This is a genomic window from Variovorax sp. FG153 (assembly GCF_057809595.1).
On record NZ_JBMDKG010000032.1, the window covers coordinates 49577 to 71116 of the forward strand.

22 protein-coding genes are annotated in these 21540 nt (G+C 71.1%); 6 read left to right on the forward strand and 16 right to left on the reverse strand.

Annotated features, from left to right (window positions below):
* Nucleotides 1-7: 7 nt before the first annotated feature.
* From ACODT0_RS28285 to ACODT0_RS28295, 3 genes are read right to left on the reverse strand one after another with little or no spacing between them, the layout of a single operon-like run.
* A complete protein-coding gene (locus ACODT0_RS28285; RefSeq protein ID WP_057591868.1) occupies nucleotides 8-826 on the reverse strand; it encodes an SDR family NAD(P)-dependent oxidoreductase in 819 nt (272 codons plus the stop codon).
* A 22-nt stretch (nucleotides 827-848) separates the two neighbouring features.
* Nucleotides 849-1250, reverse strand: a complete 402-nt coding sequence (locus tag ACODT0_RS28290) for a PPC domain-containing DNA-binding protein (protein WP_057591869.1) — start codon at nucleotides 1248-1250, stop codon at nucleotides 849-851.
* Nucleotides 1243-1713 carry a DNA-binding protein gene (locus tag ACODT0_RS28295; RefSeq protein WP_256222667.1) on the reverse strand — a complete coding sequence of 157 codons (471 nt, stop codon included), beginning with the start codon at nucleotides 1711-1713 and terminating at the stop codon, nucleotides 1243-1245. Before ACODT0_RS28295 ends, ACODT0_RS28290 begins: the two co-directional genes overlap by 8 nt.
* A gap of 200 nt (nucleotides 1714-1913) precedes the next feature.
* Here ACODT0_RS28295 and ACODT0_RS28300 point away from each other — a divergent pair, with 200 nt between their 5' ends.
* The 4 genes from ACODT0_RS28300 to ACODT0_RS28315 all read left to right on the forward strand — a co-directional run bounded on the left by ACODT0_RS28300 (nucleotide 1914) and on the right by ACODT0_RS28315 (nucleotide 6994).
* Nucleotides 1914-2795 (forward strand): LysR family transcriptional regulator, encoded by an 882-nt coding sequence (locus tag ACODT0_RS28300; protein ID WP_057591871.1) that lies wholly within the window; start codon nucleotides 1914-1916, stop codon nucleotides 2793-2795.
* A 289-nt stretch (nucleotides 2796-3084) separates the two neighbouring features.
* Nucleotides 3085-5079 (forward strand): M14 family zinc carboxypeptidase, encoded by a 1995-nt coding sequence (locus tag ACODT0_RS28305; protein WP_296735689.1) that lies wholly within the window; start codon nucleotides 3085-3087, stop codon nucleotides 5077-5079.
* A gap of 35 nt (nucleotides 5080-5114) precedes the next feature.
* A complete protein-coding gene (locus tag ACODT0_RS28310; protein WP_172705291.1) occupies nucleotides 5115-5291 on the forward strand; it encodes a hypothetical protein in 177 nt (58 codons plus the stop codon).
* Between the two features lie 59 nt (nucleotides 5292-5350).
* Complete coding sequence (locus tag ACODT0_RS28315) at nucleotides 5351-6994, forward strand: amidase family protein (RefSeq protein WP_216087298.1); 1644 nt, start codon at nucleotides 5351-5353, stop codon at nucleotides 6992-6994.
* Nucleotides 6995-7011: 17 nt separating this feature from the next.
* On the opposite strand, the gene ACODT0_RS28320 is transcribed toward ACODT0_RS28315, so the two are convergent.
* Complete coding sequence (locus tag ACODT0_RS28320; RefSeq protein ID WP_057591873.1) at nucleotides 7012-7194, reverse strand: hypothetical protein; 183 nt, start codon at nucleotides 7192-7194, stop codon at nucleotides 7012-7014.
* Between the two features lie 322 nt (nucleotides 7195-7516).
* A complete protein-coding gene (locus ACODT0_RS28325) occupies nucleotides 7517-8269 on the reverse strand; it encodes an SDR family oxidoreductase (protein ID WP_413765332.1) in 753 nt (250 codons plus the stop codon).
* Nucleotides 8270-8373: 104 nt separating this feature from the next.
* On the opposite strand from ACODT0_RS28325, the gene ACODT0_RS28330 reads away from it, so the two are divergent.
* Nucleotides 8374-9300 (forward strand): AraC family transcriptional regulator, encoded by a 927-nt coding sequence (locus ACODT0_RS28330; protein WP_261210577.1) that lies wholly within the window; start codon nucleotides 8374-8376, stop codon nucleotides 9298-9300.
* Between the two features lie 9 nt (nucleotides 9301-9309).
* On the opposite strand, the gene ACODT0_RS28335 is transcribed toward ACODT0_RS28330, so the two are convergent.
* Genes ACODT0_RS28335 through ACODT0_RS28365 form a run of 7 tightly spaced genes read right to left on the reverse strand, consistent with a single transcriptional unit; the run spans nucleotide 9310 to nucleotide 16595 of the window.
* On the reverse strand, nucleotides 9310-10446 hold the full coding sequence (locus ACODT0_RS28335; protein ID WP_489042844.1) for a 2-methylaconitate cis-trans isomerase PrpF family protein: 1137 nt from the start codon (nucleotides 10444-10446) through the stop codon (nucleotides 9310-9312).
* 3 nt (nucleotides 10447-10449) lie between these two features.
* Nucleotides 10450-11448, reverse strand: a complete 999-nt coding sequence (locus tag ACODT0_RS28340) for a Bug family tripartite tricarboxylate transporter substrate binding protein (RefSeq protein WP_296735701.1) — start codon at nucleotides 11446-11448, stop codon at nucleotides 10450-10452.
* A 41-nt stretch (nucleotides 11449-11489) separates the two neighbouring features.
* Nucleotides 11490-12671 (reverse strand): 2-methylaconitate cis-trans isomerase PrpF family protein, encoded by a 1182-nt coding sequence (locus ACODT0_RS28345; protein WP_296735703.1) that lies wholly within the window; start codon nucleotides 12669-12671, stop codon nucleotides 11490-11492.
* Between the two features lie 4 nt (nucleotides 12672-12675).
* Entirely contained in the window at nucleotides 12676-13659 is a 984-nt protein-coding gene (locus ACODT0_RS28350) for a Bug family tripartite tricarboxylate transporter substrate binding protein (protein WP_489042845.1), read from the reverse strand.
* A 19-nt stretch (nucleotides 13660-13678) separates the two neighbouring features.
* Complete coding sequence (leuD, locus tag ACODT0_RS28355) at nucleotides 13679-14305, reverse strand: 3-isopropylmalate dehydratase small subunit (protein ID WP_489042846.1); 627 nt, start codon at nucleotides 14303-14305, stop codon at nucleotides 13679-13681.
* A gap of 2 nt (nucleotides 14306-14307) precedes the next feature.
* Nucleotides 14308-15726: a 3-isopropylmalate dehydratase large subunit gene (locus ACODT0_RS28360; protein ID WP_296735707.1), complete on the reverse strand. Its 1419-nt coding sequence runs from the start codon at nucleotides 15724-15726 to the stop codon at nucleotides 14308-14310.
* Between the two features lie 5 nt (nucleotides 15727-15731).
* Nucleotides 15732-16595, reverse strand: coding sequence for an isocitrate lyase/PEP mutase family protein (locus ACODT0_RS28365; RefSeq protein WP_261210584.1), 864 nt, complete (start codon nucleotides 16593-16595; stop codon nucleotides 15732-15734).
* A 135-nt stretch (nucleotides 16596-16730) separates the two neighbouring features.
* Here ACODT0_RS28365 and ACODT0_RS28370 point away from each other — a divergent pair, with 135 nt between their 5' ends.
* Entirely contained in the window at nucleotides 16731-17534 is an 804-nt protein-coding gene (locus tag ACODT0_RS28370; RefSeq protein WP_296735709.1) for a GntR family transcriptional regulator, read from the forward strand.
* Nucleotides 17535-17594: 60 nt separating this feature from the next.
* Here ACODT0_RS28370 and ACODT0_RS28375 read toward each other — a convergent pair whose 3' ends face one another.
* Genes ACODT0_RS28375 through ACODT0_RS28390 form a run of 4 tightly spaced genes read right to left on the reverse strand, consistent with a single transcriptional unit; the run spans nucleotide 17595 to nucleotide 21414 of the window.
* On the reverse strand, nucleotides 17595-17990 hold the full coding sequence (locus ACODT0_RS28375) for a VOC family protein (RefSeq protein WP_057598058.1): 396 nt from the start codon (nucleotides 17988-17990) through the stop codon (nucleotides 17595-17597).
* Nucleotides 17987-19609, reverse strand: a complete 1623-nt coding sequence (locus tag ACODT0_RS28380) for an FAD-dependent monooxygenase (RefSeq protein ID WP_489042847.1) — start codon at nucleotides 19607-19609, stop codon at nucleotides 17987-17989. The genes ACODT0_RS28375 and ACODT0_RS28380 overlap by 4 nt, the downstream gene beginning before the upstream one ends.
* Nucleotides 19610-19669: 60 nt before the next feature.
* A complete protein-coding gene (locus tag ACODT0_RS28385) occupies nucleotides 19670-20446 on the reverse strand; it encodes an alpha/beta fold hydrolase (RefSeq protein ID WP_296735714.1) in 777 nt (258 codons plus the stop codon).
* An 8-nt stretch (nucleotides 20447-20454) separates the two neighbouring features.
* Nucleotides 20455-21414, reverse strand: a complete 960-nt coding sequence (locus ACODT0_RS28390; protein WP_296735716.1) for a Bug family tripartite tricarboxylate transporter substrate binding protein — start codon at nucleotides 21412-21414, stop codon at nucleotides 20455-20457.
* Nucleotides 21415-21540 lie beyond the last annotated feature (126 nt).

Below are 21540 nucleotides of genomic sequence, written 5' to 3' on the forward strand. Positions count from 1 at the left end.
GGCTCCTTCAGGCGTGCGCGGCTTCGGCGGCGCGCTCGGACGGCAGCCCGCGGCGCAGGGTCGGCAGGCCGACGCCCGCGGCGTCGAAGCCGCCATCGACCGCGATCACCTGGCCGTTGATGAAGCTGGCGGCGTCGCTGCACAGGAAGCCCACCGTGTTCGCCATCTCCTCCACGCTGCCGTAGCGACCGAGCGGGATCGCGTCGTAGTAGTCGGAGCGGATCGCCACGCTGTGGACCAGCTTGGCCATCTCGGTCTCGACCGGGCCCGGCGCGATCACGTTCACGCGCACGCCGGCATTGCCGAGCTCCACCGCGTACTGCTTGGTCAGGTGGATCAGCGCCGCCTTGCTGGTGCCGTAGGCCACGCGCAGCGTGCTTGCGCGCAGGCCGGAGATCGAGGCCACGTTCACCACCGCGCCGCCACCGGCCTGCACCATCAGTGCGCCGAAGGCCTGGGTGCAGAGGAACGCGCCATCGAGGTTGGTGCCGAGCACCGTGCGCCAGTCGGCGAAGCTGGTCTCGGCCACGCGCTTGAACACCGCCACGCCCGCGTTGTTGACCAGCGCATCGACGCGGCCGAAGCGCGCGACCACGGCATGCGCGGCCGCGTCGACCTGCGCGGGATCGGACACGTCGCAGTTCACGGTCAGCACGCGATCGGGCTGGGCGAGCGTGCGGCCGGTCGCTTCGAGCGTGGCGCGGTCGTTGTCGAGCAGCGCGACCTGGTGGCCGTGCGCGAGGAACCATTGGCCGATCGCGAGGCCGATGCCGCGCGCGCCGCCGGTGACGACGGCGACGCGCCGGGAGGAGGAGGTGTCTGTCATGGGAGTCCTGCAGTTGTCGAAATCAGTTGTCGTCGTCGGCGGGCAGCCACTCTTCGAGCGTGACCTCGAAGGTGACGCACACGGTGTTGGCGCCGGCCACGAAGGGCCCGCCGTAGACCCGGCCCTCGGTGTCGGCGACCACGCCGGTGAGGGCCGAGCGCAGGCTGCCGTCGGGCTGCCGGCGCACTTCGCCGGCCAGGCTCACGACCTCGATGGCCGGGCCGCGGATCACCTGGCAGGCGCCGTCGGGGCGCTCGAGGCAGGCGTCGATCAGGCTGCCGAGCGCGCCGCGCACGAAGGCATGGCGAAAGCCCTGGGCCACGCAGAGCTTCTCGACGCCCTGCATCAGGTCTTCGTTGGGTCCGATGCGTGCGTAGGCCACGCGGCCCATGCGGCCGCGTTCGATCCGGTGGACTTCAGACATGACCGGCCCTCGCCTCGGGGCGCATCAGCGGCATGCGCGTTTCCTCGTCGTAGGCCACGCGCAGCTCGAAGCTGTCGAGCGCGGTCACGAGCACCGTGACCGGCACGCGGCCGACCACGCTGCGGTCGCAGAGGATGTGGCCGCCGCGCACCGCGCCGTCCGCCTCGCAGAAGGCGCCATGGCAATGGACCAGCGGCGCGTTCGACGCCGAGCGGCCCAGCGTGGCATTGCCGAAGATCAGCCGCGCGCCGCGCAGCGGCACCGGCGCGCCGTAGGTGGCGAGCACGCGGCCCGAGGGGTCGGGCAGGGCCATGCAGAAGCTCAGGCTCTCGAGGTCGCCGCCGAGCAGCGTCATCGAGGCGCTGTGCACCGCCTCGCGCGCCAGGGCCTCGACCAGGCCCTCGTGCAGGGTGCGGCCCGCGGGCAGCGAAAGCCGGAAGTGCCGACCATGGTCGGCACGCATGTGGTTGATCCTCACGGGGCCGCTGGGCCCAGGGTGGACCACGGTCCTTGCTCGTGGCAGGGCCGTCGTCGACTGCTTGTTCACTTTGTCTCCTGACTGCGCGGCAGGGGGTAGGGCCGGCGCATGGCCGCGGAGTCTAGGAGCGCTGATCCATAGCAACAAATCTACAATTCAGATCGATCAATACAGGATTCAGATCGATGGAACTCCGCCACCTGCGCTGCCTGGTCGCCGTCGCCGAGGAACTGCACTTCGGCCGCGCCGCCGAGCGCCTCAATCTCTCGCAACCGCCGGTGAGCCTCGCGATCAAGGAGCTGGAGGAGGAACTGGGCGTCGCGCTGTTCGAGCGCAGCTCGCGCCGCATCGCGATCACGCGCGCGGGCGAGGAGGCCCTGCGCGACGCGCGCGCCGTGCTCGGCGGCATGGAGAGCCTGCGCCGCCATGCGAAGGACGCGGCGGCCGGCCTCAAGGGCTCGATCGCGGTCGGCTTCATCAGCCTGCCGGCCTACACCTTCCTGCCGCAGGTGCTGCGCGACTTCAACGAGAACCATCCCAACGCGAGCATCGCGCTGCGCGAGGGCATCACCGAGCAGATCCTGGCCGACGTGCAGTCGGGCCGGCTCGACATCGGCCTGATCCTGCAGCCGGCCGAGATGCCGCCGACGCTGGACTCGCGACTGGTGCAGAAGGACACGCTGATCCTCGCGCTGCCCGAGACGCATGCGCTCGCGCGGCCCGGCAGCGTGGCGCTCGAGCGCTTCGCGAGCGAACGCTTCCTGGGCTTCGAGCGCCACATCGGGCCGCAGATGTTCGACGCCATCGTCGCCACCTGCATGCGGCGCGGCTTCAGCCCGCGCATGTTTCCGGCGCGCCAGATGAACACCATCGTGAGCCTGGTCTCGGGCGGCGTGGGCGTCGCGCTGGTGCCGGCCTGCGTGAAGGCGCTGCATCGCGAGGGCGTGGTGTTCCGTCCGCTCAAGGGCGAGAAGACGCATGTCGACACGCTGGTGGTCTGGCGCAAGTCGGACGAGTCGCCGCTGCTCAAGGCCTTTCTCGCGCTGCTGCCGAGGCTGCGCGACTGACGCGCCGACTTTCTCGAAAGAATAAGGACGAGCGGCTGTTTCGCTCGGACGCTCGAGCCCTTATTCTTTTTCGCCAGCAGGCATTGCTCACGCAGTGAGCCTGCTTCGGGTGCGGAACAGGGAGGGAACGCACCCGCGCGTCCATGCGCCATCCATCACAAATACACGGTCCCGTCGAGGACCCGTGTGGACGCGAGTTGCCGATGCCCTTCGCGACGGTGCCGACCTGGCCTGCCGAACAGCGGGCCGGGTCGGTGGACTTCATGGAATGCAGCACAGGACAACCCACATGACACCCGGTCTTCATACGGCGCCTCGGCGCCCGCGTCTTCGTCTCGCGCTCTGCGGGCTGATCGTGCTCGCACAGCTCGCGCCACCCGCGATCGCGCAGGGCACCGTCGACCCCCCGGCCACACCGCCAGCGCAGCTCGAGCAGGGCCGCATCTGGTCGGTGCGCGTGCCCTATGCGTCGCGCGAGGACATCCAGCGCCTGTCGCGCTGGATCGATCACATGCGGGTCGACAAGGTCGGCAAGACCCTCGCGACGGAACTCGACTCGCGCGGCGTCGAACGGCTGCGCAGCCTGGGCTATGCGGTCGAGATCGACGTGGAAGGCTCCGAGAGGATCCGCGGCTTCCAGCAGCAGCGGCAGCAACTGCTGAAGCTGGGCAAGCCCGGCGATCCGCCGTTCGAAGGCAATGCCGCCTGCTACCGCACGGTCGAGCAGGCCAATCTCGACATCGACGCGCTGGCCGCGCGCTATCCGAAGCTGGTCCGCGTCGCGCCCGTGGGGCAGACCTGGGTGCAGACGCAGCTGCTGTCGTTTCGCAACGTGCTGATCAAGTACCTGCCACAAAGCGTCGTCAGCCTGATCGACTTCGACCTGCTGCCCGACAGCAAGGGCAATCCGCTGCGCGCCGTCGTCATCGGCAACCAGGATCGCATCCAGGAGAGGACCGTGCCGCGCATGGTCACCACCTCGTCGATCCATGCGCGCGAATACACGCCGGCCGAGATCTCCACTCGCTTCACCGAATGGCTCGTGAAGAACCATGGCATCGATCCCACGGCCACCTGGCTGCTCGATCACAACGAGTTCCACTTCATCCTGCATGCGAATCCCGATGGTCGGAAGCTCGCGGAGCAGGCCGTGCCGCAGAGTTTCGGCTCGGGATGGCGCAAGAACGTCAATCTCGTGGAGGGCTATTGCAAGACATCCGACGACCCGTTCCTGTCCCGGTTCACGGACCCCATCGAATCGGGCGTGGACCTGAACCGGAATTTCCCGTTCGGCTGGAACAGCACCAACGGCGCGGGATCCAGCGGCGATGCCTGCGAACAGACTTTCCGGGGCCCTTCCGCCGCGTCGGAGCCCGAGACCGCCGCCATCGTCAGGTACGTCGCGGGCACGCGCCAGCAGGACGGCAACTTCACGGGCGGCCTGCTGCGCGACCGAAGGACGGCCGCGGCCGACGACTTCGCGACCGGCGCGCCCGGCGACTACGAGGGCCTGTACCTCGACATCCACAGCTTCTCGCAGCTGGTGCTGTGGCCATGGGGCATCCGGCGCGAGTCGCTGCGCGGCGATTCCAAGACGGCGAACGACGACGGCATGGCGGCCTTCGCGCAGCGCCTCGCCTGGTACAACGGCTACGCCGCCAAGCAGATCATCGACTACGACACCGACGGCACGACCACCGACACCTTCTATGGCGAGCTCGGGGCGCCTTCGTTCACGATCGAGCTCGGCACCTCGTTCTACGAGCCCTGCGAGGAATTCGAGCAGAACACCTTCCCGAAGAACGTGGCCTCGCTGCGCTATGCGGCCCGCACGCTGAAGGCGCCCTACCAGCTTCCGCTGGGGCCGGACGCCGCCGACATCCAGCTGTCGGCGGCCACGGTGCGGCAGGGCGAGTCCGTCACGCTGACCGCGACGATCGACGACGATCGCTACCTCTACGCCGAGGGCGACAGCAGGCTGCCGGTCACCCGGCACGACCCGCAGCCCATCCAGGCCGCCAACGCCTACATCAACACGCCGCCCTGGGACGGCGCGGCCCGGGCGATCCCGCTGCGCACCACCGCCGACACGGCCTTCGGCGCGGGGCCCAGGGTCAAGGTGTCGGGCGTGATCGACACCTCGGCCTTCATGCCGGGCAAGCACCTGCTCTACGTGCAGGGCATCAACCAGAAGGGCAGGGCCGGACCGCCCGACGCGGTCTTCCTCGAAGTGCTGGCCAAGGATGCGCCGCAGCCCTGCGCGTCCGGGCAACCCGCGGCCTGAGGGCTGGCGTTTCGTTCCAGACACAGGGAGTCCTCATGCCGATCCAATCCGCGATCCTTGCGCGGCGCGCGTGCGCGCTGCTTCTTTGCCTCGTGCTCAGCGCCTGCGGCGGTGGCGACGGAGGCAGCACCCGCATCCTGCCAGCGGCCATCGGGCCCGGAACCATCGCGCCGGTGATCCCGCCAGCTACCGATGCGAACTGCAAGCCTTGAGGTCGCCGCCGCGTGCCGCGACCCTCGCCTCGTTTCCCCACGATCCACAAGGAGTGAAAGTGAAGAATGATGTTCGTCCGCGCCGCGTCGTGTCGGCCGCGAGGATCGGTTGCGTGCTGCTCTGCGGCCTCGTGCTCTGGGCGTGCGGCGGTGGGGATGGCGCCAGGATCGCGCCGTTCGCCGCGGCGCCGCCTGCGACGACCGATGGCACCGGCGTCGAATCCGTGGTGCCTGTCGCACCGGTCGGCCCCGCCGTGGTCCCACCCTCGCTCGAAGGCATCGAGTACGCCGACATCGCGGGCCTCGCCGAGAAGGCGGCGCAGGGCGCCACTTCGCGGGACATGGTGGCCTACCTGCTGAAGCGCGTCGACATGCTCGACAAGCGCGGGCCCACCCTCAACGCCGTCATCGAGCTCAATCCCGATGCGCTGGCCATCGCCGAGCAACTCGATGCGGAGCGCGCGAGCGGCAAGTCGCGCGGTCCGCTGCACGGCATCCCGCTGTTCCTCAAGGACAACATCGACACCGGCGACCGGATGCAGACCTCGGCGGGATCGCTGGCCATGGTGGGACAGCCCGCGACCCGCGATGCCTTCGTCGCCAGCCGGCTGCGCGATGCCGGCGCGGTCATCCTGGGCAAGGCGAACCTCAGCGAATGGGCCGGCTATCGCGACAGCGCACTGGACGCCGGCTGGAGCGGGCGGGGCGGGCAGACCGCGAACCCCCATGTGCTCGACCAGAGCCCCTGCGGGTCGAGCGCGGGCTCGGCCGTGGTGGTGGCCGCGGGCTTCGCGCCCCTCGCGGTCGCCACCGAAACCGAGGGCTCGATCCTTTGCCCGGCGGCGACCAACGGCATCGTCGGGATCCGGCCCACGCTCGGCCTGGTCAGCAGGACCGGCATCGTTCCGCTCGCGAGCACGCAGGACACGGCGGGCCCCATGGCACGCACGGTGCGCGACGCGGCGATCCTGCTCTCGGCGATGGCGGCCAGCGATCCGAAGGATGCAGCCACCGCCGATGCACGGACCCACGCGGTGGACTACACGCAGTTCCTGCGGTCCGGCGGGCTCGAGGGCCGGCGCGTCGGCTATCCCTCGGTCTTCCTCTCGAGCATCGGCGCGATGCTGTTCCCGGACTTTCCCAAGGCCATCGATGCCATGCGAAATGCGGGCGCCATCGTGGTGGAGGTGGACCTGCCCGATGAATCCGCGCCCGAGGAAACGACACTGCTGTCGTACTACTTCGGCCGTGAACTGAATGCCTACCTCGCCACCCGGCGCGGCATTCCCGTCAAGACCATCGAGGAACTCCAGGCCTTCAACAAGACCGCGCCCCTCGATCCCGGGGGCAAGCCCTATCCGCAGCGATCGATCGACGAAGCCGTCCGGTTGCTGAAGGCCGACGAGGCCACCTACGAACGGAAGGCGCGGGAGCAGAAGGCGCGCGTCGCGGCCGAGATCGACCGCGTGCTGCAGGCCAACGGCGTGGATGCCATCCTCACGCCGGGGCGCAGCGGTGCCATGGCGGGCTACCCCGCCATCTCGGTGCCCGCCGGCATGGACAGCCGCGGCATGCCGACCTGGATCCATCTCGTCGGCACGCGCTGGAGCGAACCGAAGCTGCTGTCGATCGCCTACGGCTTCGAACAGGCCACGAAGGCACGGCGCAATCCGCAGTTCCTGAAGACCCCGCCGCCGAATTGAGCGCGGGCCGGCCCGTCTCAGTCCGCCGCCAGCAGCAGTTCCAGCGCGGTGACGACCGCCGCCGCGAACAGGCAGAGCCCGCTGCCGATACGCAACGCCTTGACGTCGCGTTGCTCGCATCCATCGCGTTTCGCCGCCCAGGCGGCATAGCCGATGCCCGCCGCGAGCACCAGCCCCATCCAGCCGCCGGCGCCGATCACCGGGCACCTCGCCGATGCGCGCAAGCCCGCGACGGTCGCAGGCGATAGCCGAGCCGCACTAGGCCGGGCGTGACTGCGATGCAGCGAAAGAGGAGGGGGCGCGGCATCGGCTGCGCGTGCAGCGTTCGATGCAGGGTCCGCAGGACCCGAAGGAGTTCGGCCATGGCAACACCTCGACAAGGTTGCAGGGCCGTCCCTCGGTGTGCGTCAGCGCCGAAGTCGTCCTCGGCGAGTCTCGATGCACGATGCATGGAGCGCGCCGAGGATAGCAGCCGCTTGCGCGATGCCTCGCGAATCGGCCTGTGCGCCGAACGGGTATGGCTCAGCGCGCCTCGGCCGCCCATGCGACGGCATCGGCGCCGGCCGGGATGCGCATCGGCGCCGCGGGATCGGTGGCCGCGCGCCACACGGCCTCGGCGACGTCGAGCGCATGGGTGGTCGGGGCGGACGTGTCCTGGAATTCCGCGAAGACTTTCCGCGCGAGCTCCGCATAGTCCTCGTGATCGAAGCCCGCCATGTGCGCGCGTGCGTTGTCGCCGAAACGCGTCTCGGGCGAGCGGCCCGGCAGCACCAGCCGCAGCCGCACGCCCAGCGGCTCGAGCTCGATCGCCATCGACTCGGTGAAGGCATTGACCGCCATCTTGCTCGCGCGGTAGGCCGCGATCAGCGGCAGCGCCTTCAGCGTCACGCTCGAGGTGACGTTGACCACCACGCCCGCGCGGCGCTGCCGGAACTGGGGCAGCACCGCCTGCATCAGCGCGAGGGTGCCGAAGGTGTTGGTCTCGAAGAGCTGGCGCACGGTGGCCAGCGGCGTGAGCTCGGCCGGCGAGGCCGCGCCGAAGCCCGCGTTGTTGACGAGCACGTCGATGGGGCCGGCGGCTTCCACGGCATGCGCGATGCTGCGTGGATCGGTGACGTCGAGCGCGAGCACGCGCAGGCGCGGCGATGCGGGCAGCAGGTCGGTGCGCGGGGTGCGCATGGTCGCGACGACCTGCCAGTCGCGGTCCAGGAAATAACGCGCGGTTTCGAGGCCGAAGCCCGAGGAGCAGCCGGTGATGAGAACGGTCCGGGTCATGGAGATCCTTGATGAGAAAGGGAGTGATCGATGCCTGACGATAGGTCGCCAGGGCCGGACTTGCTACGATCCCGAGTCCGAGTCTCATCAGGAATCGTCCGAACATGGTGGATCCCCTGGCCGAAGTGGTCATGCTGCTGCGGCCGAGCGCGCGCTTCTCCAAGCGCGTGTTCGGCGCCAGCCCCTGGCGCATCGAGCGCTCCGATGCGGGCGAACCCTTCTACTGCGTGATCCTCGAGGGCGGCTGCCGCCTCGCGGTCGACGGGGGCGAGGCGCTCGAGCTGCAATCGGGCGACTTCGTGCTGGTGCCCGCCGCCCGGCACATCGCGCTCTCCAGCCTCGAGCCGCCACCGCCGGGCGTGCAAACCGCGCCGCCGGTGCCGCTGGGCAACGGCGAATTCAGGGTCGGCGATGCACGGGGTGCGATCGACCTGCGCATGCTCGCGGGCCACTGCAGCTTCGATTCGCCCGATGCCTCGCTGCTGGTGTCGCTGCTGCCGCAATTCGTGCACGTGCGCGGCGAGGAGCGGCTCGCGATGCTGGTGCAGTTCGTGCGCGAGGAGTCGCGCGAGCAGCGGCCCGCGCGCGAGCTCGTGCTGGCGCGGCTGCTGGAACTGCTGCTGATCGAGGCGCTGCGCTCCACCGGCGGAACCAATGCCTCGTCGGGGCTGGCGCGCGGCCTCGCCGAGCCGCGGCTCGCGGCCGCGATCCGCGCGATGCACGAACGCCCGGCGCAGGACTGGACGGTGGCCGAACTCGCGCACGAGGCCGCGCTCTCGCGCTCGACCTTCTTCGAGCGCTTCGGCCGCACGGTCGGCGTGGCACCGATGGAGTACCTGCTGGCCTGGCGCATGGCGCTCGCGAAGGACCTGCTGCGACGCAACGCGGGCAGCGTGGCCGAGATCGCACAGCGCGTGGGCTACAACGCCGCGAACACCTTCAGCAGCGCGTTCGCGCGGCACGTCGGGCTGCCGCCGACGCGGTATGCGCGCGAGCACGCGGGCCTCGCGCAGCTGCCGGACGGCGCCTGAGCACGGCGTTCACGCCGTTTCGGCCGGCACGTAGACCACGCCCTCCATCAAGCGTCGCGCCGTGCGCTGAAGGCCCAGCGCCGTGAACTGAGGCAGCGCCGCACCGGGCTGCGCGACGACCTTGACCGCCATCACGCCCAGCGGATGACCGATGCGCAGCACCTCGCCACGCAGCCGGTCGCCCGCGGCCGCATGGACCAGCGTGCCCGAAACGCGCGAGGCCGCCGCGGTGCAGATCGACCCCGTGCCCGCCATGCTGTCGTGGCACTTGCCGAGGAACACGAGGCGCGCGCGCAGATCGCTGTCCTCGTGCCCGGCCGGTGCCACGATCACGGCCAGCGGCAGGCCCGGCAGATGCACGTCCCGCCAATGCGCGTAGAGCCCGATGCGCTCGCCGGCCCTGGCCTGGATCTCGCCGATGGTCTCGATCAGCGCGCGGTCGCCGCCGATCGCGGGCGGCAGCTCGTCGCCGTGGAGCCCGAGCGACTCGGCCGCGATGAAGACGCAGGGCGTGGCCGCATCGACGATCGAGACCCGCACCTCGCGTCCGTCCTCCAGCGCGATCGCGTCGACCGGCTGGCCCGTCGGCAACAGGCGGCCCGTCTTGGCACCGCGCGTGTCGGTGTAGTCCATGAGGATCTCGGCCCCGGTGCCCGGCACGCCCGCGATGGCGCAGTCGCCCGTCACGCGCGCCTTGCCGTCGCGCACCTGCACGCGTGCGACCAGCACGGTGCCCGTGTTCGTGTTGTGGATGCGCACCACGGTCAGCGGCTCGACCGCCTCGACCAGCCCCTCGTCGACCGCGAACGGCCCCACGGCCGAGGAGATGTTGCCGCAGTTGGCGTCGTAGCCGATCAGGTCGCGCTCCACGTCGCACTGCGCGAAGGTGTAGTCGACATCGGCATCGGGCCGCGTCGACGGACCGATCAGCGCCACCTTGGACGTGACCAGCCGCGAGCCGCCCATGCCGTCGATCTGCAGCGGGTCGGGCGTGCCCATGGCGCGCTTGAGGAAGGCGTCGCGCGCCGGGCCCGGCGGCGGCACGTGGCGCAGGTGGAAGAACAGCGCCTTGCTGGTGCCGCCGCGCATCAGCACGCAGGGCACGCCATGCTGTTCGCCGAAGGTGCTCGAGTCGTCATGCACCATGGCTCACTCCGGCGTGACGCCCGCGGCACGCGCGGCCTCGCCCCACTTGCGGTTCTCGGCCACCAGGAAGGCCTTGAGCTGCTCGGGCGACCCGCCCTCGAGCTCGCTGCCCGAGGTCTCGGCCGAGCGGATCACGTCGGGGCGGCGCTGCGCCTGGAGCAGCGCCTTGTTGAGCTTCTCGACCACGGCGGGCGGCGTGCCGGCCGGGGCCAGCACGGCGGTCCACGACGCGACCTCGAAGCCTGAATAGCCCTGCTCGGCGATGGTGGGAACCTGCGGCAGCTCCTTGTAGCGGCCCTTGCTCGACACGCCCAGCACCTTGAGCTTGCCCTGGCGCACCTGCGGCAGCACCAGCCCGCCCGCGTCCATCATCACGTCGATCTGGCTGCCGATGAGGTCGGTGAGCGCGGCCGACGAGCCCTTGTAGGGCACGTGCACGATATCGGCGCCGGCCGCCTTCTTGAGCATCTCCATCGCGAGGTTGGCCGTGATGCCGCGCCCGCCCGATCCGTAGTTGAGCTTGCCCGGATGGGCCTTGGCATAGGCCACGAGGTCGGCCAGCGTGTTGAACGGCGACGCGGCGGGCACCACCACGTAGAGCCGGCCCACGCCGTTGAGCATGACGGGCGCGAAGTCCTTGACCGGGTCGTAGCCGGGCTTGGCATAGATCGAGGGATTGATCGCCAGCTGGCCCGAGGTGCCCAGCAGCAGCGTGTAGCCGTCGGGTGCCGCGTTGCGCACGTCCTGCGCGCCGAGGATGCCGTTGGCACCTGCCTTGTTGTCGACGAACACCGGCTTGCCGAGGATGTCCGCGAGCGCGATCGACAGGGCGCGCGCGCCGGTGTCCACGGTCTGTCCGGGTGGGTAGCCAACGACGATGCGGATCGGCCGCGAGGGATAGGTGTCGCCCTGCGCCCATGCGAACGAGGGAGCAAGCGAGGCGGCGGTGGCCGCGGCCGCGCACTGCCCGAGGAAGCGGCGGCGGGAGGAATCGGGTTGCATGAAGTCTCCTTTGGAATGTTGTTGGGGGAATCGACGAGGGCTCAGGCCGGGTCCAGCACCGACCGCGGCACCCAGGCCGTGCCGTCCATCAGGCGGCGCGCCGTGCGTGCGAAGCCCAGCGCCTCGAAGGCCAATGGCCGCGAAGCCTCGCAGCGCCCCTGCACGTCGACACGCATCGCGCCGAGCGGATGGCCGATGTGCAGGCTGTCGGGCACGACGCGTTCGCTGGCGCAGCGTGCCGCCGCATGCACCACCGAGCCCTCGACGCTCGCGCAGGCCGCGGTGCAGATCGCGCCGGTGCCCGCCATGCTCTCGTGGCAGCGGCCGTAGAACACCAGCCGCGCGCACAGGTCGACCTGCGCGGCCGTCACGGCGCGGCCCTGCGCATCGGCATAGGCGGTGGGCGGCGCGACGATCACGACCAGCGGCAGCGCGGGCGACACGCTGTCGGCCTCGCGCCAGTGGTCGCACAGGCCGAGCAGGGCGGCCGCGCGCGCACGCAGGGCCTTCAAGGTCGACAGCAGCGCGGCATCGGCATCGATCGCGTTCGGCAGCTCGGTGCCCGAGAGACCCAGGGCATCGGCCGCGACGAAGACGCAGGGATTGCCGACGTCGCAGAGGCTGACCTCGAAGCGCCGCCCATCGTCGAGCGCGATCTCGTCGCGCGCGCGGCCCGTGGGCATGCCGCGGCCGGTCTTGGCGCCGATGGTGGCGCGGTAGTCCATGAAGATCCGTGCGCCGGTGCCGGGCACGCCGGGAATCGCGAAGTCGCCGTGCACGCGCGCATGGCCGTCGGCCACGGGCACATGCGCCACCAGCAGCTTGCCGGTGTTCGTGTTGTGGATGCGCACGCGCGCCACCGGGCCTTCGGCGGGCACCAGCCCCGCATCGATCGCGAACGGCCCCACGCCCGCCGAGATGTTGCCGCAGTTGCTCGTGAAGACCACGCGGCCCTCGCCCGGCGGCACGATGCCGTAGGTGTAGTCCACGTCGGCCTCGGGATGCGTGGGTGGCCCGACGATCGCGAGCTTGGCCGTGACCAGCCGCGAGCCGCCGAGGCCGTCGATCTGCAGCAGGTCGTGCGCGCCGAGCAGCGCCATCAGCAGGCGGTCGCGCCGCGCGCCCGCGGGCGGCAGGTCGGCGGCGTTGAAGTAGAGGCCCTTGCTGGTGCCGCCGCGCAGCACGGTGCACGCCACGCCGACCTGTTCGCCCATGACTTGCATCGCCTCAGTCCTCGAGCGGGAAGCGCTTGACCAGCGCAGCGAGGCGCGCATCGTCCTCGCGGATCATGGTCTCGAAGTCGGCCGGGCTCGTGAAGGCCGGCTCCGCCCCCGCGACCGCCAGCGCCTCGCGCACATGGGCGTCCTTGCCGGCTTCGCGCGTGGCATCGGCGATGGCGCGCGCGATCGCGCTCGGCGTTCCCTTGGGCGCGAACACGCCGTACCAGGTCACCGAATAGGAGTCGGGCCAGCCGGCCTCGAGGCTGGTCGGCATCTCGGGCAGCGCCTGCGCGCGCCGTTCGCCGTTGGTCACGAGGATGCGCACGCGCCCGGCCTTGTGCAGCGGCATCGCGGCCGTGATGCCGGTGAAGGCCATCGTGAGATTGCCCGAGACCAGGTCGCCCACGATCGGCGAGGTGCCCTTGTAGTTGACGACCGCGAGGTCGCGCAGCTGGTAATCGGCCGCGAACTTCTGTGCCCGCACCTTGGAGCTGTTCTCTCCGCTGCCCGCGTTGCAGGGCCTGGTGCGGCAATGGGCGATGAGCTCGGGCAGGGTCTTGAAGGGCAGGGTGGCCGTCATCACCAGCGCGGTCGGCGAGGTCGCCACCGCGGTCACGGGCGTGAGCCGGGTCACGGGATCGATCGCCTTGAGGCTGCGCTGGTACTTCATCAGCAGCAGCGAGGGCACCTGGAACAGCAGCGTGTAGCCGTCGGGCGCGGCCTCGATCACGCGCCGGGTGCCGATCAGGCCGTCGGCGCCGCCGAGGTTCTCGACCAGCACCGGCTGCTTCCACAGCACCGACAGCCGGCTCGCGACGGCGCGCGCGGTGGCGTCGGTGCCGCCGCCGGGGTTGTAGGGCACGACCAGCGTGACCGGGCGTTGCGGCGCCCAGGCGGTCTGGGCCTGGGCCGAGGCGGCGCCGAGGCCGCAGGCCGCGCAGAGCGCGGGCAGCCAGCGGCGCGACAGCGAGCGAAGGGATGTGTCGAACATGAGAGGCGGTCTCCGGTGGTCAGGATTGCGGCACGGCAGCCGCCGGCCAGGCCCAGGGGCGGGCCGCGCGGTCGCGCGCCTGCCAGGCATCGACGGCGCCGCGCAGCTTGAGCGTGCGGCCGATGTCGTCCAGCCCTTCGAGCAGGGCTTCGCGGCGCAGCGGATCGACCTCGAAGGGCAGTTCGGCGCCGTCGGGCAGCGTGATGCATTGCGTGCGCAGGTCGACCTGCCACGGCCCTTCGGCGCTGCAGGCCGCATGGGCGCGCGCGAGTTCGGAGGGCGCGAGGCGGATCGGCAGCACGCCGTTCTGGAAGCAGTTGGCGTGGAAGATGTCGCCGAAGCTCTCGGCGATCACGCAGCGGATGCCGCGCGCCAGCAGCGCCCACACGGCGCCCTCGCGCGACGATCCGCAGCCGAAGTTGCGGCCGGCCACCAGGATCGGTGCCTCGCGCCAGCGCGGCTGGTTGAGCACGAAGTCCGGGTCTTCGCCGCCGTCGGCGCGAAAGCGCAGGGCCTCGAAGGCCCACGGGCCGAGCTCGCCGCGCGCGAGGCTGGTGAGGCGCTCGATGCGCACGATCAGGTCGGTGTCGACGTTGTCGATGGAAAGCGGCGCCGCGGCGCCGCGCCGGAGGGTGAAGGGCTGCATGTTCAGAGGCTCCGTGGATCGGCGATGGCACCGGCCAGCGCGGCCGCGACGGCGCTGGCCGGGCTGGCGAGGTGGGTGCGCGCACCCGGGCCCTGGCGGCCGACGAAGTTGCGGTTCGAGGTCGAGACCACGCGCTCGCCCGGTGCGGCCTGCTCGCCATTGGCGGCCACGCACATGCTGCAGCCCGGCTCGCGCCATTCGAAGCCGGCTTCGCGGAACAGCCGGTCCAGGCCTTCGCGCTCGGCCGCGCGCTTGACGTTCTCCGAACCCGGCACCACCCAGGCCCGCACATGCGAGGCCACGCGACGGCCGCGCAGCAGCGCCGCGGCCTCGCGCAGGTCCGACAGCCGGGAGTTGGTGCACGAGCCGATGAACACGCGGTCCACGCGCTGGCCCTGCAGCGGCGCGCCGGCCGCGAGCCCCATGTAGTCGAGCGCGCCCTGCCAGGCCTGGCGCTGCGAGGCGTCGGTGGCATCGGCGGGATCGGGGATGCGCGCGTCGATGGCGATCGCATGCTCCGGGCTCGTGCCCCAGGTCAGCGTGGGCGCCACGGCGCTCGCGTCGACCCGCGCTTCGCGCGCGTAGACCGCACCGGGGTCGCTCGGAAGGCCGCGCCAATACGCAGCCGCTTCGGCGAAGCGCGCCTCGGGCGGCGCGAAGTCGCGTCCGCGCAGATAGGCCTCGGTCTTCGCGTCGGGCGCCACCATGCCGATGCGCGCGCCCAGTTCGATCGAGAGATTGCACAGCGTCATGCGCTGCTCGATCTCCATCGCACGCACCGCCTCGCCGGCGTACTCCACCGCGAAGCCCGTGCCCGCGCTGGCGCCGAGCCGGGCGATCATCGCGAGCGCGAGGTCCTTGGCGCCCACGCCGGCACCCGGCAGTCCGTCGAAGTGCACGCGCAGGGTGCGCGGCCGGCGCAGCACCAGCGTCTGGCTCGCGAGCGCATGCGTGACCTCCGAAGAACCCACGCCGAAGGCGATCGCACCGAGGGCGCCGTTGGTGCAGGTGTGGCTGTCGCCGCAGATCAGCGTCATGCCGGGCTGCACGATGCCGAGTTCCGGTCCCATCACATGCACGATGCCCTGGCCGGGCTGGCCCAGGTCGAACAGGCGGATGCCGGCGCCGCGCGTCAGCAGCTTGAGGCCCTGGTACAGATGCACGCCGCCCGCGAAGCTCTGGCCGGTGCGGCCCGGCGCGCTCGAGACGGCATGGTCGGGCGTGGCGAAGGCCAGCTCGGGATTGCGCACCGGCAGGCCGCGCTCGGCCAGCTCGCGCAGGCCGGCGGTGCCCGAGAGGTCGTGCAGCAGGTGGCGGTCGATGTGCAGCAGGTCCCAGCCGTCGGGCAGGGGCTGGACCACGTGCGCGTCCCAGACCTTGTCGAACAGCGTGCGCGGCGCGGTGGCGGAGGGTGTCGTCATGGCCGTCATTCCGCCGCCTGGAAGCGCGTGCGCAGCGCATCCCACTCCGCGGCGCCCAGGCGCCGGAAGCGTTCGGCCACGCCGGGCGCATGCGCCGAGCTCGGCGGCTGGCCCGTGCTGCGCAGGGCCGACAGCGCCTGTTCGCAGGCCGAGGCCGCGGCGCCGATCAGCAGGCTCGGCAGGATCGCGAGGCGATAGCCCATCTGCTGCGCCGTCGCGAGGTCGAGGTCGGGCGTCTTGCCACCGCGCACGATGTTGAGCAGGCACGGGCCCTCGACCCGCCGCGGGATCGCGGCCAGTTCCTCCATCGACTGCGCGGCCTCGACGAACACCATGTCGGCGCCGGCGGCCAGCGCCTCGCGCGCGCGTTCCACCGCCTCGTCGAGCCCGAGCATCGCGCGCGCATCGGTGCGCGCGATCACCAGGAAGGCCGGGTCGTGCCGGGCGGCGAGGGCGGCGCGGATCTTGGCGACGAACTGGTCGCGCGGAATCACCTCCTTACCGTCGAGGTGGCCGCAGCGCTTGGGCGCGACCTGGTCCTCGATGTGCAGCCCGGCCACCCCGCGCATCTCGTACTCGCGCACGGTGCGCGTCACGTTGAGCTCGTTGCCGTAGCCGGTGTCGGCATCGGCGATGACCGGCACGCCGACCGAGCGCGCCAGCACGCCCGCGGCCTCGGCCATCTCGTTCATCGACAGCAGGCCGTAGTCTGGAAAGCCGCGCGCGGCCGAGGCGCCGGCGCCGGTCATGTAGACGCAGGCGAAGCCGGCCGCCTCGACCATCTTCGCGGTCATGCCGTCATAGGCGCCGGGGGCGACGACGAGTTCGGGACGGGAGAGCAGCTGGCGCAGGTCGTGGGCGGTGGTCATGGAACAGGGCGTCGAAGTGATTTAGTGATGACATCATAATGCTATAACCTTTCGACGTTGTTAGGGTATGCCTGAATGGGCGGGCACAATCGGCCGAACGCGCGGGCGGCCCGCGCGGCCGAAGCACTGCTCTCCATGGACACACCGAATCCTTCCCAACTGCGCCGCGAACCCGGCACCGCGCTGCACCGGCAGCTCTTCATGGTGCTGCGCGACCAGATCGCCCGGGGCGCCTACGGCGTGGGCGAACTCATCCCGGCCGAGGACGCGCTGTGCGCCCAGTTCGACGTCTCGCGCATCACCGTGCGGCGCGCCGTGTCGGACCTGGAGCACCTGGGGCTGGTCGAGAAGCGGCCGGGCCGCGGCACCTTCGTGCGCGCCGTGCCGCGCGCGCAGCGCCCGCAGCCCTCGTTCGGCCTGATCGAATCGCTGGGCCGGCAGGCGCGCGAGACCGAAGTGACCGTGCTCAAGGTCGAGACCGCGCCGGCGCCGGCGACGGTGGCGCAGCAGTTGCAGCTGGAGGCGGGTGCCGTCGCGGTTCATGCGGTGCGGCTGCGTTCGGCGCACGGTACGCCGATGATGGTCACCGATGCCTGGGTGCCACAGGAGGTGGGGCGCAACGTGACCGCCACCGAGTTGCAGAAGCGCGCCCTGTTCGAGATCCTGATGGCCGAGGGCATCAAGTTCGGTCGCGTGATCCAGGAGGTGACCGCCGTCGCGGCCGACCCCGTGCTCGCCGGCCTCCTGCGCGTGGACCTCGGCGCGCCGCTGGTGCGCCTGGTGCGGCTGCTGCACGACCGGCGCAAGCGGCCGGTGCAGCACATCACCATCCATTTCACGGGCGAGCGCAGCCGTGTGCTGATGGAAGTGCCGGCGGAGGCGGTGAACACGATGGGGGCGGGGCAGATCGTGCATGACCTGGAGTTGCCGCCGGGCTGAGCCCATGTTCGAACCCTGCCTGCGGCGCCCGCAGGCAGGAGGCCGATGGCCGGGAGCGGGCTACCCGGCCTCGAGATCCAGATCGAAATTCAACTCGACCTTGAGCCCGAGCGGATCGCTGAGGAAGACCTGGTGCAGCGAAGTCCCGGTCAGCGGCGTTTCGCTGAAGGGCACCTTCGCCGCGCGCAGCGCCTGCCGCGTGGCTTCGAGGCCGCGCGCCTTCAGGGCCACGTGATCGAAGGGGCCGCACTCCCGCGGCGGCGACACCGTCCGCAGCGCGTTGAGATGCACGATCGCGTGCCCGTCGGCATACAGCCAGTAGCCCGGATGACGCAGCGCGGGGCGGTGCCCCTCCTTCAGCCCCAGCGTGCCCACGTAGAAGTCGCGCAGCGCGGGCAGGTCTTCGACCGCGCAGCCGACCGTGAAGTGATGGATGGCGCTGACTTCCATGCTCATGCGGCGCTCCCGGGCGCCGCCGCGCCGCGGCACAGGATGGCGTTCATGACCTCCTGCAGCGCGGCCTTCGGGTCGTCGGCGCCCGATGGCGAGCGCCAGGCCACATGGCCGTCGGGCCGCACGAGGACCGCGCCGTCCTCGCGCAGGCCATAGGCCGCGAGCCAGTCGCCACCATCCTCCTCGCGGATCTCGTCGCCGATGACGGCATTGGCGACACGGGGCCCTTCGAGCCGGTCCGCGGCGCCCCGCCAGGCCGAGCCCGCGGGCGCGGTGAGCAGCACGAAGCCCCGGCCCAGCAGGTCGGTGGTCGAGAGCTTCCGCGAAGCCTTGCGCAGCGCGACATGCGGCGCGCGGCAGCCGGGCGTGGCGCTCGGCACATAGGCCTCGATCGCATCCGCGACCGGCGCGGGCTCTTCCTGCGACACGACCGCGCGCGATGCGTAGCGCGCGCCGAACACCAGGCCGATCTCGTTGAGGAACTCCTTGCGCGGCAGCACGGCCTCGGTCTGCCGCGCCGTGCGCCCCATCGACAGCGCGTTGAGCAGGCTGGTGTGGGTGACGGCCTCGCCGACCGGGCGGCGCTCGGCATCGTAGCTGTCGAGCAGCGCGTCGCCGGCCTCGCCGCGCAGCACCGCAGCCAGCTTCCATGCGAGGTTCTGCGCATCCTGCACGCCGGTGTTGAGGCCGAAGCCACCGGTCGGCGGCATCTCGTGCGCGGCATCGCCGGCCAGGAACACCGGCCCCGCGCGGTAGCGCTCGGCCACCATCGCGGAAGCCTTCCAGGCGCTGACGCCGAGGACCTCGACGGCGAGGTCGGCTACATCCACCGCGCGGCGCACGATCTCGGTGCTGAACGCGGGCGTGAACTGCTCGGGCGTGAAGCCGTAGTGCGACAGCGAGGTGACCAGGAAGCCCCAGCGATCGCTGCCGTTGATCGTCAGGAAGGTGCCGCGCAATTCCGGCTGCTCGATCAGGTACAGCGCCGCCGGGCGCTCCGCGATCCACGGCGTGAGGTCGGCACGCAGGTGGATGTTGATGCTGTCGTAGACATCGGCTTCGCCGCGGCGCCCGATCCCGAGCTGCTGCCGGATGCGGCTCTGCGAGCCGTCGGCGGCGATCAGGTAGCGCGCGCGCACCTGTTCGCCGCGGCCCTCGGCATCCTCGATGGTGGCGGTCACGCCGTCGGCGTCGCAATTCAGTTCGCGCAGCGCGGTGCCGAAGCGAAGCCTGCCGGGACCGGCCGCCTCGGCCCGCTGGCGCAGCACCGGCTCGAGGATGTCCTGCGAGCAGCCGCAGTTGCCGGCGATCGACAAGGCCTGGTTGGCCGCCGATCCGCGGCCTGGATGCAGCCGCTTGATCTCGCGGCCGGCCAGGCTCTCGGACCAGAGGATGGTGCCGCCGAAGCGATCGGGCATGGCGACGGCGCGGATGGCGTCCTCCAGGTCGATCTGGCGATACATCTCCATGGTGCGGGCATTGAGGGCCCGCGCCTTGGGAAGGATCGCGGTGCCCGGATGACGCTCGACCAGCAGCGACTCGATGCCGAACAGCGACAGATACAGGGATGCGGTGAGGCCCGCGGGACCGCCACCGACGACGAGGACCGGTACATCAATCATCGAACGAAGACTCCATGCGCCCTGGGGCGCGGAACAGGGGAATGGAAAAGAAAACGTGGTTCACGCCAGGAACTCGCGCAGATGCAATGCGAGCGCCTCGGGGGCCTGGGCCGTGCCCAGGTGGCCCACGCCGGGCAGCAGCACCGAGCGCGTGTCGCGGATGTGCTGCGCCAGCGATAGCGTGAGCGCGGCCGGCACCACGCGATCGAGTTCGCCCGCGACGAGCAGCGTGGGCCGATCGATCTGCGACAGCGCGAGCGCGGGCTGATCGCCGACCACGGCGGCGCGGCGATCGGAGCGTGCGGAGCGCGCGGGTGCCGAAGCGAAATGCGCCCTGAAGACAGGATGCTCGGCCAGGAAGGGCGCGGGAAAGAACAGCGCCGCGAGCTGCTCGGCGCTCGCGGGCAACTGCGCGCGCAGCACGCCGATCTCGCGCGCCACCTCGGCGTTGGCCTGCGCGAGCGAGACGGGCAGGGGCCAGGTGCTCGCCAGCACGAGCCGGCGCACGGCCTTTGCATGGCGCACCGCGAAGGCCTGCGCGACCCTGCCGCCGAACGAGGTGCCGAACACGAAGGCGCTCGCGTGCCCGAGGGCCTCGAGCAGTTGCATCGCATCGTCGGCGAGATCGATCAGCGTCGGTGCCCGCTCGGGGCCGGACGTGTCGCCGCAGTCGCGCTGGTCGTAGCGGATCACGGTGTAGCGGTCGCTCAGCGCCGGCAGGATGCGCGCGAACTGCCGGCGGCTGCCTTCGGCGCCATGCAGCATCAGCAGCGGCGGTCCTTCCCCCGCCACCTCGAAGGCGGTGCGGACGTCGCCGAGGTCGACGAATTCGGGCATGGCAGCTCCTAGCCGATCTGGATGTCGAGTGGCGGCAGCAGCCGGCGGTAGCGCCCGATCTCGGCCGTGACATAGGCTCTGAACGGTTCGGGCGGCATCAGGTCGGGCTCGTCGCCGTTGTCGCGCATGTAGGCGATCAGCGCGGGCGTGCGTGCCGCCTTGACGATGGTGTCGTGCAGCGCATGCACCGCGTCGGGCGCCATCTTTCCGGGACCGAGCAGGCCCGACCAGGCCGGGATGTCCTCGACCGTGAAGCCCTGTTCGGCGAAGGTCGCGACCTCGGGCAGCAGCGCCGAGCGCCGGCCGCCCGAGATCCCGAGCGCGCGCAGGCGGCCCGCGCGGATCTGCGAGCCCGCGGTCGACGGCGCGAGGAAGGCGCAGTCGACCGTGCCCGCCAGCAGGTCGTTGGTCGGCGAGCCCTTGAACGGCACGTGCAGCAGGTCCACGCCCACGCCCTTGCCGAAGAACACGCCCATCACGTGCGTGGTGTTGCCCACGCCCGAGGAGCCGAAGCTCAGCTGGCCCGGCCTGGCCTTGGCGGCCGCCACGAACTCCGCGAGCGAGCGGTACGGCGACTTCTCGCCGACCAGCAGCGCGAAGCCCGAGGACAGCGCCAGCCGCGTGATGGGCAGCAGGTCCGCGACCGGATCGAAGGGCAGCTTCTTGATCAGCACCGCGCTGGTGGTGTAGCCGCCCGTGGTGTAGAGCACGGTGTTGCCGTCGGGGCGCGAGCGCGCCACGTCGACCGAGCCGAGCACCGTGCCGGCGCCGGGTTTGTTGTCGACGATGACGGTGCGCCCGCTGCTCTTGACGATCGCATCGCCCAGCACACGCGCGGTCACGTCCGTGCCGCTGCCCGCCGAGAAGGGAACCACGATGCGAAGCGGCTGCTCCTGCGCCCGCACCAGCGCCGGCGCGAAAGTGGCGGCCGCGGCGGCCCCGAGGAATGTTCTTCGATCACATGCCATCTGCTTGTCTCCGTTCTTGTGAAGTCCGGCGCGCCACCCGGTGGGCGGTGGCGGCAGCGGACGGCGCAAGATTAGGGACGCGCGCGGCGCGGGTCCAAGTGAATTTTCTGACCGCCCTCATAACGA

Coding starts and splice junctions, on each gene's coding strand:
- ACODT0_RS28285 (WP_057591868.1), bottom strand. CDS start 826: ATGACAGACACCTCCTCCTCCCGGCGCGTCGCCGTCGTCACCGGCGGC.
- ACODT0_RS28290 (WP_057591869.1), bottom strand. CDS start 1,250: ATGTCTGAAGTCCACCGGATCGAACGCGGCCGCATGGGCCGCGTGGCC.
- ACODT0_RS28295 (WP_256222667.1), bottom strand. CDS start 1,713: ATGCGTGCCGACCATGGTCGGCACTTCCGGCTTTCGCTGCCCGCGGGC.
- ACODT0_RS28300 (WP_057591871.1), top strand. CDS start 1,914: ATGGAACTCCGCCACCTGCGCTGCCTGGTCGCCGTCGCCGAGGAACTG.
- ACODT0_RS28305 (WP_296735689.1), top strand. CDS start 3,085: ATGACACCCGGTCTTCATACGGCGCCTCGGCGCCCGCGTCTTCGTCTC.
- ACODT0_RS28310 (WP_172705291.1), top strand. CDS start 5,115: ATGCCGATCCAATCCGCGATCCTTGCGCGGCGCGCGTGCGCGCTGCTT.
- ACODT0_RS28325 (WP_413765332.1), bottom strand. CDS start 8,269: ATGACCCGGACCGTTCTCATCACCGGCTGCTCCTCGGGCTTCGGCCTC.
- ACODT0_RS28330 (WP_261210577.1), top strand. CDS start 8,374: ATGGTGGATCCCCTGGCCGAAGTGGTCATGCTGCTGCGGCCGAGCGCG.
- ACODT0_RS28335 (WP_489042844.1), bottom strand. CDS start 10,446: ATGGTGCATGACGACTCGAGCACCTTCGGCGAACAGCATGGCGTGCCC.
- ACODT0_RS28340 (WP_296735701.1), bottom strand. CDS start 11,448: ATGCAACCCGATTCCTCCCGCCGCCGCTTCCTCGGGCAGTGCGCGGCC.
- ACODT0_RS28345 (WP_296735703.1), bottom strand. CDS start 12,671: ATGCAAGTCATGGGCGAACAGGTCGGCGTGGCGTGCACCGTGCTGCGC.
- ACODT0_RS28350 (WP_489042845.1), bottom strand. CDS start 13,659: ATGTTCGACACATCCCTTCGCTCGCTGTCGCGCCGCTGGCTGCCCGCG.
- leuD (WP_489042846.1), bottom strand. CDS start 14,305: ATGCAGCCCTTCACCCTCCGGCGCGGCGCCGCGGCGCCGCTTTCCATC.
- ACODT0_RS28360 (WP_296735707.1), bottom strand. CDS start 15,726: ATGACGACACCCTCCGCCACCGCGCCGCGCACGCTGTTCGACAAGGTC.
- ACODT0_RS28365 (WP_261210584.1), bottom strand. CDS start 16,595: ATGACCACCGCCCACGACCTGCGCCAGCTGCTCTCCCGTCCCGAACTC.
- ACODT0_RS28370 (WP_296735709.1), top strand. CDS start 16,731: ATGGACACACCGAATCCTTCCCAACTGCGCCGCGAACCCGGCACCGCG.
- ACODT0_RS28375 (WP_057598058.1), bottom strand. CDS start 17,990: ATGAGCATGGAAGTCAGCGCCATCCATCACTTCACGGTCGGCTGCGCG.
- ACODT0_RS28380 (WP_489042847.1), bottom strand. CDS start 19,609: ATGATTGATGTACCGGTCCTCGTCGTCGGTGGCGGTCCCGCGGGCCTC.
- ACODT0_RS28385 (WP_296735714.1), bottom strand. CDS start 20,446: ATGCCCGAATTCGTCGACCTCGGCGACGTCCGCACCGCCTTCGAGGTG.
- ACODT0_RS28390 (WP_296735716.1), bottom strand. CDS start 21,414: ATGGCATGTGATCGAAGAACATTCCTCGGGGCCGCCGCGGCCGCCACT.